Source organism: Shewanella sp. (genome assembly GCF_051658185.1).
In the GTDB taxonomy this organism is placed as follows: domain Bacteria; phylum Pseudomonadota; class Gammaproteobacteria; order Enterobacterales; family Shewanellaceae; genus Shewanella.
The window spans coordinates 1-8,672 of the sequence record NZ_JBOFMC010000104.1 but is presented as its reverse complement, the minus strand read 5'-3'; the positions used below and the strand labels follow the sequence as shown (position 1 = coordinate 8,672).

Below are 8,672 nucleotides of genomic sequence, written 5' to 3'. Positions count from 1 at the left end.
AAGAGGGCCTTTTTGTGGCTCTCGCTATCTTAGCGAGAAATGGCAAGCTTGATAGTCTCAGCCAGAAACCTCAAGCCAGCCATTCTCGATTAGCAGCCGACAAGCCTGCAAAGATGATGCTATTGCTGCGGCCTGCGGTGGCGATCTCCACTTAGACGCAGCTCGGGTTCATCGGGCAGCGAATCGCTGGCTAATGCTGGCGATTGTAGGCCATTTAGCCGCGCATTGGTGGGCGATGTGGCTAAGGTTTGTCGCCAGTTTTGGCCCTGAGCCATGGCAATCGGTTCGGGCAGGCTGGCAACGAGGCTGCGGCCATTTAATTCGGGTAACATCTCATCAATCACTAAAGCCGCACGACTCTCTAGGCTTGCTTGACCAATGCGGCCCCGTTGTCCCCAATCGACAATCAAGGTTTCGGCGGTTAATTGTGCAGGCTTATTGGTGACGGCGACATCGCGCAAAATTTGATAACGGTAACTCATCATCGCCTCTTCGAGCAGCATGGCGGTGTCTTCCCGTCTGCTTGAGTATGAGTAAAAATCATTGGCGATATCATTAGAGAAAAAATTGGATATATCAGAAGGTTGATAACCCTGTTGTGTGGCATCGGCGCTGTTGCCTAAAAAGCTGACCTTGGCAAGCGCTGTCATTTCAGCGCTGCTGAGGGGAAAGAGCCTGCTGACTTGATCGGATACTAAGCTTTGGGTGCGATTGCGCCGCTCAAAATCATCGAGGAGGGTCGGGCCGCTTAGCGAGGCGTGCACACTGCGAGGGAAGAAATCGTTGGCATGGGCTAACTCATGGTATAAAAGTGAGGCAAGATCGGGATTGATTTGTGCCAGGGTGCGTGTTGCCCGTACCGTCATCGGGAAGCCCTGTGAGGCATATTGATTATTTTTCACATACCGCCAAGGCATGATGAAATTAAGATCATTGCCAAAATTGCTGCGATAATCCGGCGCTTCGTTAATGCTATCGCGCTGGGCGGGAGTCAGCCACAGATCGCTTGGGTCGAGGTAAATGGCGCCAGTGACGACCCAGTAAAATGAAGGGCGGACATCATAACTGATCACTACCGCGGTGACCGATTGCAACAAGCGAGCAAAGTCACTGTAGGGATCCATTTGTCTTAAGAAGGCTGCAAAATTGTCCCCCATCCAATCGTGGGACACTAGTACGCGATCGAGAATGCTGTCGATGTCCACCGTGGCAGAGACTTGGCCAATTAGTGGTAATTGATTGATATTACAAGCATTGTTAAGTTGGTTGGAATACACGCAATCGGTAAGCACTTCGGCATAGGGTGAGCTTGGGCGATAGGCATGGGTGCGAGAGAGCGGCGTATCAAAATAACTGTTAGGGCTAATGGCCGGGGCGGCGGTGGTTAACACATAGGCTTCATCGGTGATGGTGTTGCCATTAAGGGTTGCGCTGGCTCTTAAACGCAGCAGGGTATCGTTATTAACACTTGGCGCGATAAACAACGGCCGAAAGGGATCAGTCAAATCGACATTGATATCAGGGCCTTGGGCAATACACCAACTGAGATTGCCCGCGTTAAGGCCCGGTTGTTGACCAAGTCGCAGGCTGACATCATTGCCTTCGACAGCTTGATGATCTTGGCGAACATTGATTAAGCTGTTGGCACTGCTATCGGCAACAATACTGATCTCGCCGCTGACATCGGTATTGTTGCCGGTGACGCGCAGACTAAAGCGATAATTGCCGGGCGCAGGAATATCAAAGGCTAGGACGGGGCTGTTTTGGCTGACAAGTTCAATATTCGGCCCGTCAACTTGTTGCCAGCGGAACTCCAAATCTTGCGAATCACGCTGGTTCAAACTGGCAATAATGGCGCTCGATTGGCCGGTAACATACTGAGGCTCAGTGTTAAAGCGAATTGCGCCCACATCCGTCGTCAGCAGCGGTTCTACGCTGCTGCAGCGGGGCACACTGCTGGTGGGGGGCGCCACGGTGTCGCCATCGCTGTTGTTATCGCTATTGCCGCCACAGGCGCTCAGTATTGCGCTCGCAGCAATGAAGATCCCTCGCCGAATTAGCCCCCATCTCCCCATGATCCCACGCTCCCATTTAGCTGCTAAGTTGTTGGTTCGCCTGTAACGCCCCGCGTAAGGTGGGCATTTTATGGTCTGTAAATGACTATAGCATGCTCTAGGAATGACCAAAAGTGCTTAAAAGTGCAGCAAAAAGTGGGGCGTTAAGTGCTGGATAGTAAAGGGCAGTCCAGAAGGTCTGCCCTGGGGTAACTTGGCGAGTTTGGCCAAGATTGGTGGGTGGTTAGTGCCGATAAGCTGACAATGGCAAAAACCAGCTCCTGCGAGGGTGGATGTGGCTTTAGGCTTGGTTATCGGATTTCTTTTTAAGACCCAGTCCTAATTCACGGCCACGCATCCGGGCGTAAAACGGAAAGGCGATGAGTAAAGTGCCGATCAGTAAGACTTCGATAATCGCAAAGGCCAGTGCGTCGGTGGTCACATACAGTAGGGTGAGCGCGTGCAGCATATATAAGCACAAGATAAAGCTAGCCCACGCGTAGGTGTAAGGGTTGCCTGTTAAAATCCCCTTTGCGGGTAGCAGTAGTGGAATTAGCCATAACAGACTGAATAACATCGTGTATTCCCCGTTGATACCTTGACCAATAAACCAGCCACTCAGGAGTAGCACGAGGGCTAGATAGCCAAGACGGCTTAGGGTAAATAAGGTATTTGAGCTCATGGTTTTTACTCTTAAAAAATGTGACTAGGCAGAGTGTGAATAACATCATTGTGTTGATCTAAACATTGCTTAAAGCAAAAAATGTTTTTCATCAGCGTATTGTTTAAATCAAGTGGCTTGGTTCAGAGTATGGTTAATACATTTTCTGGCGGTCTGCCCAATGCCGCCCGCTGATTGGCTAACACGATAGGGCGCTCAATTAGCTTGGGGGTGGCGATCATCGCGGCGATAAGTTGCGCTTGGGTGAGTGCGGGTGAGGCTAATCCTTGGGCTTGGTATTCTTCTTCCTTGGTGCGCATCAGCTCACGGGCATCGATATTGAGCTTGGCTAAAATGTCGCGAATATCATTGGCGCTTGGTACATTTTTGAGATATTCAACTATGGTGATCTCGCAACCTTGCTGTTCGAGTAGGGCTAAGGTTTCACGGCTTTTGGAACAGCGCGGGTTGTGGTAAATCGTTACTTGGGTCATAGGCTATGGGGCTCAATAGGGGCTAACATCACAATATTAGGGATAGTAACAGAAAATTGTGCGCCTCGTCAGGGGAGACGGGGCGCAGTTGTGGGGGCGCTATTTCAGCGCCTCCAGTTCTTTATCAGCTTGTTTAAATTGACGAATGCGAGCTTCAATGCGAGCCAGCTGTAAGGGATTGCCCTCTGAGGCGCGATAGGCAAAATTAAGCTGATCAATGGCACCTTTGTAATTTGCTCCGAGTGCCATTAACTCAGCATTGGAGAAATACTCCATTCCTTGATTACCGATCTTCTTGTAGGCAAGATTCAGCAGTTGATAGGGGAGCTGATTTTGTTTATCAAGAAAAATCATGTCCTCGAGTAACGGAATGGCCTTTGCAGGTTCGCCCGCTTCAATATAAATATTGGCAAGGTTTGTGTTAATCACTTGGGAGGTTGGCTTCATTTTACGCTGCGTTTCTAGCATCGTTATCGCCTTGCGGTGATCCTGACGTTCTACGAGTAAATCTGATTTAGTATCGATATAAAACAGATTGTTACTATCAATGCTTAATAGCTCATCGATAATTTTCTCGGACTCCGCAAATTTTTTAAGCCGAAAGAGGGCGAGCGCCTTACCGTAAAGCGCCGCTTCTTTATAGGTATAGCTTTGTTTATTTAGCTGTTTTTCAAATAGGCTTAACACCGCATCATCGCTATAACTTGAAAAACGCACTTGAATACGGGCTTTAGCGAGTTGAAAGTTAAGGTTGTCGGGAATATAGCGCTGTGGATATTGATGGGCGCGATCCCGCGCTTCAGTGATGCGAGACTCGGGTAAGGGGTGAGTCAGCAACATCTGTGGCGGCGTGGTGGTAAAGCGATAGCGACTCGCTAACTTACCAAAAAAATCGGCCGAGGCATTAGGATCAAAGCCGGCATCAACCAGTATTTGCATGCCAATCCGATCGGCTTCTTTTTCATGCAAACGGGTATAGTTAATCTTGGATTGCGTCGCAAGGGCTTGGGTGGTGGCCAGTGCTGCCATACCCGCCTGAGGAACCGCGATGGTCAGCAAAATTGCGCCCAGTAAGCCTGCCACGGTAGCGGGCCCCGTTTTTTGTTGAGCTTCTAGTGAGCGCGCAAGGTGGCGCTGGGTTACGTGGGTCACTTCGTGGCCGAGTACCGAGGCAAGTTCACTTTCGTTATCGGCGTTAAGAAATAATCCCGTGTGTACGCCAACGTGTCCGCCAAAGAAGGCGAAGGCGTTGATCTCATCATTTTGCAACAGGAAAAAATAAAAAGGCGTTTTTACCCCCGTCGCATGGGCGACTAAGGTATTCCCCAGTTCTGTGAGATATTGGCTTAACACGGGATCATTGAGAATGGGGGCTGAAGAGCGAATGACGCGCATATAAGCATCGCCATACACCATTTCTTTCTCGAGGCTGAAGGTGTTAACCGCCGCGGTGCCTAAATCGGGGAGATCATTGTTCGCAAAGCTGTTCGCGGCACCCGTTAACAGCATCAAAGAGAGCGCTCCTGCGGCAAAAGAGGAGCATCGAGTCAAAAACGTCAAATTACGCAAGCGGATCCTTTACTTCTCATATCTTAACTAAGGGCAAACGACTGCGCTTAGCTTGTAGTTTAGGTGGCAACTTAGGATAATAGCCCAAGTTCGTTTATGGCAAGATCATTATGGATTTTATTGATTTAACTTCATTTCGTTGCCCAATTCCTTTAGTTAGGATCAAACTCATCCTCCGCCGCATGGCTGTGGGGGAAACACTACAAATCCTCTTATCTGACTCCGGTTCACGCCGAGATGTTCCCCTGTTTTTACAAAAACAAGGCCATAGGGTTGACGAATGGTGCAATGATGCAACTCAGCTTGGATTAAGGATCACTAAGCAAGAGGTTAATCGTGGCTGAAGCGCCGCAGGAAAACTCAGCCAATCCTGCAACGGGACGATGTGGGCTGTTGATAGTGTGGGGTGTTACTGCGGTTGAGATTGACGAGACTTGGGCGGGTGAGATTTTCAATGCCTTACTGACCCTCGTCCATCGCTGGCTTTTTAGGAACAGTAAGGCGTGGCAGTACATTAGCGTGGCAGAATATTAGCCTGCGATGTGGGCCAGCACCACCGCATGGTGATCGCTCGTCTTAAACTTATCAAATACATGGGCAATGGTGCCATCGGGATTGATTAGGAAGCTCAATCTATGGATCCCGTCGTAAGTTTTCCCCATAAACTTTTTCTCGCCCCACACGCCAAATGCATCGGCGACGCTATGGTCCTCATCGCTGAGCAGGGTGAAATTAAGCGCTTGCTTTTCGGCAAATTTAGCCAGCTTGGCGACGGGATCTGGGCTAATCCCTAGGACCGTGACTTGATGACTGTTAAATTCGGCTTTACTGTCACGCAGGCCGCAGGCTTGCACTGTACACCCGGGGGTCGCCGCTTTAGGGTAAAAATACACTAATACAGGGCCATGAGTTAAGCATGCTTGCAGTGAAACAGAGTGACCTTGTTGATCTTGTAGGGTAAAAAGCGGCGCAGTGGCGCCTGCTGTTAATGTGTTCATCCGTTATCCTCTAACGTTGCTGTAACGTACCTTGCATGCGTTTAATATTGCAATCTAACGCCATTTCTTGGGAGAGTTGATAGATACTCTTTTCAAGCTTTTCGAGTTCAACTTTTTCAGGAATATTGATGGTCATCGACACATTTTGCGTTTGTTCGCCATTGGGCAGCTCCTCCGAATAGGAGCGCACTGCGGCTAAATCTAACGAGCGGTCTGCCAAAAACTGGGTGATCCGTTTGATGGTGCCGCGTTGATCTTTACCAGTAAACTGCACCTCAAGACGCGATTGATAATTCTGTGGCGTGTGTTTAGAGGTGCGCTTCATAACGGTCATTAGCTCAAGTTCAACGCTGAGGCTAGGAAGCAAACTTTCCATTTTGGTGATCGATGGCCATGAGCCAGATAGCATCATGATCAGGGTAAATTCGTTACCAAATAACGCCATACGGCTGTCGACGATATCGCATTCACAGTCACTGGCAAGCCGAGCAAGTTTACTTACGAGTCCGGGGCGATCTACACCCATGGCGGTTACGACCAGGAAATTGGTCATGAATTTTCCTCACTTTTCGATATCATAGAGCGAAAACTCAGAGTTAATGCTGAGTTTTTGTGCGGGAGGTAATGCTACCATAACTAAATCAATTTGAGATCCCCGTTAATGCTTGTCATTAATGGTTGGCATCAGTACCATAGCGAATCCTGAAATCTTGGGGAAAGTCAGATGATAAACGGAAGCATCGTAGCCTTAATCACGCCAATGAACAGTGATGGCTCAGTAGATTTTGCAAGTCTTGAAAGATTAGTCCAATTCCATATAGACCAAGGCACAGACGCGATTGTGGCTGTGGGCACCACTGGAGAGTCCGCGACTCTACCAATGCATGAGCATGTGACTGTTGTTGCACACACCGTAAAATTTGCGGCGGGCCGTATTCCGGTTATCGGTGGCAATGGTGCCAATGCGACATCTGAAGCTATCGAACTCACTAAATCCCTCTCTAAAGTGGGTGTGGCCGCGATGCTCGGGGTGACTCCTTACTACAATAAGCCAACGCCAAAGGGTTTAATTGCCCATTATAAAGCGGTTGCAGCAAGTACCGATATTCCTCAGATTTTATACAATGTGCCCGGGCGCACCGCCGTGGATATGCAGCCTGAAACCGTGGCGGAATTGGTCGGCGTGAACAATATTATCGGCCTCAAAGAAGCGACGGGAGATATTAGCCGGGTTAAGCGCCTGCGTGAGCTATGTGGCAATGATTTTATGCTGTACAGCGGTGATGATGCCACCGCCAGAGAATTTATGTTGCTGGGGGGCAACGGGGTGATTTCGGTGGCGAACAATATCGTACCAAAAGCCTTTAAAGCCATGTGTGATGCCGCGCTTGCCGGTAATGCGCAGCTGGCGGCAGAGATTGATGAACCCTTACGCGGCTTATATACCACGCTTTTCTGTGAAGCCAATCCTATCCCGGTTAAATGGGCAGCCCATCGAATGGGGCTGATCCAATGCGGCCATATTCGTCTGCCGTTGACTGAACTTTCTGAGCAATGTCATGGTCTGTTGTTAGAAGCAATGACTCGCGCGCAGATAGAGGTTAAATAATTAATGCTAAAAAAAGTCACCCCACTTGTCCTAGTCGCTGCAGTAACAGCGTGTAGCTCCCCTTTGGACCGTCGTCAAGCCAATGGCGGTGATGACTATGTGCAAGCCGAGCCTGTGCCAAGACTCATCATTCCTGCCGGCTTAAAAACCCCGCCTTACAATAAAGAATATGAGATCCCTGCTATCGGGCCTAAGGCGAATCCAAACTTGGTCGGCAAGAGCCTAGATATTCGTCCTCCACTGCAAGTGCTGCCAATGGCAGAAGGCACCCATGTGGAAGAGGGCAGCGATAACATTAAGATCGTGATTGAATCTATTGATAACAATATCGATCTTAAACAAGAAATCTTTAGCAACTTAGAGGGTTTCTTCGCCCAAAAAGGAATTGCTATTCGTAGCCGTGATGAGCAACAGGGCTATTTCGAAACCGATTGGATTGAAAGCCAAGAAGTGATCGAATCGAGCCTCTGGGGTGCCGATAATATTTATTTGCTGCGTCAGCGTTATCGCTTTGATGTCGAAACCCGTCCCCATGGTCGTACCGCCAATATCGTGATCCATTTAGTGGAGCATGAGGAGCGCTACGATGACAAGCTGCAAGACGTGTTACTCAGTGGCGAAGATAAACAGCGATACACTATCGATATGCTCAACAGTGCAATTGCCTATATCAGTGTTAAACGTGAGCAAACGATTCAGGCCAATCGTCTTAAGCAAACCTTAGGGATCCAGGTGGATTTAGTCACGCCAGAGTCAGGTCAAGCCTACTGGTCGGCTAAATCATCTTACAAACAGGTGTGGGATAGACTGCGCTTAGTTTTACCCGAGATGGGCTTTGAAATCGCCGATATGGATAGTGCTAAGGGATTATATTTTATCAAGTTTACGGATAACTCGGGTTTTTGGAGCTCACTGTGGAGCGATCAAAAATTATCCCTTGAAGAGGGCAGTTATCGTTTGTTGCTTGAAAATGGCGAGAATGCGGATGAAACCAAAATCTTCCTACGCGATGGTGACGATAAGCCATTGAGTAACGAAGTGGTTTCGAGTATCTATCAGTCCTTAGCGAATTTGATGAAAGAAGAACGCAAGCTGCGTTAATCTCCACCAATGAGATAGGCAAATAGGTAAAAAGGGCGATCACTCGCCCTTTTTATTTAGGCTTACTACGCAGTTTACAAACGCTCTTTCACTCGCGAGGGTCACGGCCATCAAGCAAAGCCAAAAAATAAACAGCCCAGAAGATCATTTTGGGCTGTTTCGTATCAGATAATCCCTGCCACCGCA

General features: G+C 48.7%; 10 protein-coding genes. 4 read left to right on the top strand and 6 right to left on the bottom strand.

Translation table 11 applies throughout. From position 1 onward, the window contains the following. Positions 1-119 precede the first annotated feature (119 nt). The 4 genes from ACRCZA_RS04405 to ACRCZA_RS04390 form a co-directional block, all read right to left on the bottom strand. Complete coding sequence (locus tag ACRCZA_RS04405) at positions 120-2,075, bottom strand: hypothetical protein (RefSeq protein WP_438673260.1); 1,956 nt, start codon at positions 2,073-2,075, stop codon at positions 120-122. A gap of 280 nt (positions 2,076-2,355) precedes the next feature. Then, positions 2,356-2,736 carry a DUF2069 domain-containing protein gene (locus ACRCZA_RS04400; RefSeq protein ID WP_438673259.1) on the bottom strand — a complete coding sequence of 127 codons (381 nt, stop codon included), beginning with the start codon at positions 2,734-2,736 and terminating at the stop codon, positions 2,356-2,358. Between the two features lie 122 nt (positions 2,737-2,858). Then, complete coding sequence (arsC, locus tag ACRCZA_RS04395; protein WP_438673258.1) at positions 2,859-3,209, bottom strand: arsenate reductase (glutaredoxin); 351 nt, start codon at positions 3,207-3,209, stop codon at positions 2,859-2,861. A 99-nt stretch (positions 3,210-3,308) separates the two neighbouring features. Beyond that, positions 3,309-4,778, bottom strand: a complete 1,470-nt coding sequence (locus ACRCZA_RS04390; RefSeq protein WP_438673257.1) for a M48 family metalloprotease — start codon at positions 4,776-4,778, stop codon at positions 3,309-3,311. Between the two features lie 110 nt (positions 4,779-4,888). Between ACRCZA_RS04390 and ACRCZA_RS04385 the strand changes: the two genes are divergently transcribed. Continuing rightward, positions 4,889-5,122: a sulfurtransferase TusA family protein gene (locus ACRCZA_RS04385; protein WP_438673256.1), complete on the top strand. Its 234-nt coding sequence runs from the start codon at positions 4,889-4,891 to the stop codon at positions 5,120-5,122. After that, entirely contained in the window at positions 5,115-5,312 is a 198-nt protein-coding gene (locus tag ACRCZA_RS04380) for a hypothetical protein (RefSeq protein ID WP_438673255.1), read from the top strand. Before ACRCZA_RS04385 ends, ACRCZA_RS04380 begins: the two co-directional genes overlap by 8 nt. Here the strand turns inward: ACRCZA_RS04380 and bcp are convergent. After that, on the bottom strand, positions 5,309-5,776 hold the full coding sequence (bcp, locus tag ACRCZA_RS04375; RefSeq protein WP_438673254.1) for a thioredoxin-dependent thiol peroxidase: 468 nt from the start codon (positions 5,774-5,776) through the stop codon (positions 5,309-5,311). The two genes, ACRCZA_RS04380 and bcp, sit on opposite strands and share 4 nt — an antisense overlap. A 10-nt stretch (positions 5,777-5,786) precedes the next feature. After that, positions 5,787-6,329, bottom strand: a complete 543-nt coding sequence (locus tag ACRCZA_RS04370) for a glycine cleavage system protein R (protein WP_438673253.1) — start codon at positions 6,327-6,329, stop codon at positions 5,787-5,789. A 171-nt stretch (positions 6,330-6,500) separates the two neighbouring features. Here ACRCZA_RS04370 and dapA point away from each other — a divergent pair, with 171 nt between their 5' ends. Together dapA and bamC are read left to right on the top strand one after the other, a co-directional pair. Next, complete coding sequence (gene dapA, locus ACRCZA_RS04365) at positions 6,501-7,385, top strand: 4-hydroxy-tetrahydrodipicolinate synthase (protein WP_438673252.1); 885 nt, start codon at positions 6,501-6,503, stop codon at positions 7,383-7,385. Positions 7,386-7,388: 3 nt separating this feature from the next. Next, positions 7,389-8,486, top strand: a complete 1,098-nt coding sequence (gene bamC, locus ACRCZA_RS04360; RefSeq protein WP_438673251.1) for an outer membrane protein assembly factor BamC — start codon at positions 7,389-7,391, stop codon at positions 8,484-8,486. The last annotated feature ends 186 nt before the right edge of the window (positions 8,487-8,672 follow it).

Excerpts from the sequence above, each read along its gene's own strand:
- arsC (WP_438673258.1), bottom strand. The coding sequence starts at position 3,209 with ATGACCCAAGTAACGATTTACCACAACCCGCGCTGTTCCAAAAGCCGT.
- ACRCZA_RS04370 (WP_438673253.1), bottom strand. The coding sequence starts at position 6,329 with ATGACCAATTTCCTGGTCGTAACCGCCATGGGTGTAGATCGCCCCGGA.
- ACRCZA_RS04405 (WP_438673260.1), bottom strand. The coding sequence starts at position 2,075 with ATGGGGAGATGGGGGCTAATTCGGCGAGGGATCTTCATTGCTGCGAGC.
- dapA (WP_438673252.1), top strand. The coding sequence starts at position 6,501 with ATGATAAACGGAAGCATCGTAGCCTTAATCACGCCAATGAACAGTGAT.
- bamC (WP_438673251.1), top strand. The coding sequence starts at position 7,389 with ATGCTAAAAAAAGTCACCCCACTTGTCCTAGTCGCTGCAGTAACAGCG.
- ACRCZA_RS04400 (WP_438673259.1), bottom strand. The coding sequence starts at position 2,736 with ATGAGCTCAAATACCTTATTTACCCTAAGCCGTCTTGGCTATCTAGCC.
- ACRCZA_RS04385 (WP_438673256.1), top strand. The coding sequence starts at position 4,889 with ATGGATTTTATTGATTTAACTTCATTTCGTTGCCCAATTCCTTTAGTT.
- bcp (WP_438673254.1), bottom strand. The coding sequence starts at position 5,776 with ATGAACACATTAACAGCAGGCGCCACTGCGCCGCTTTTTACCCTACAA.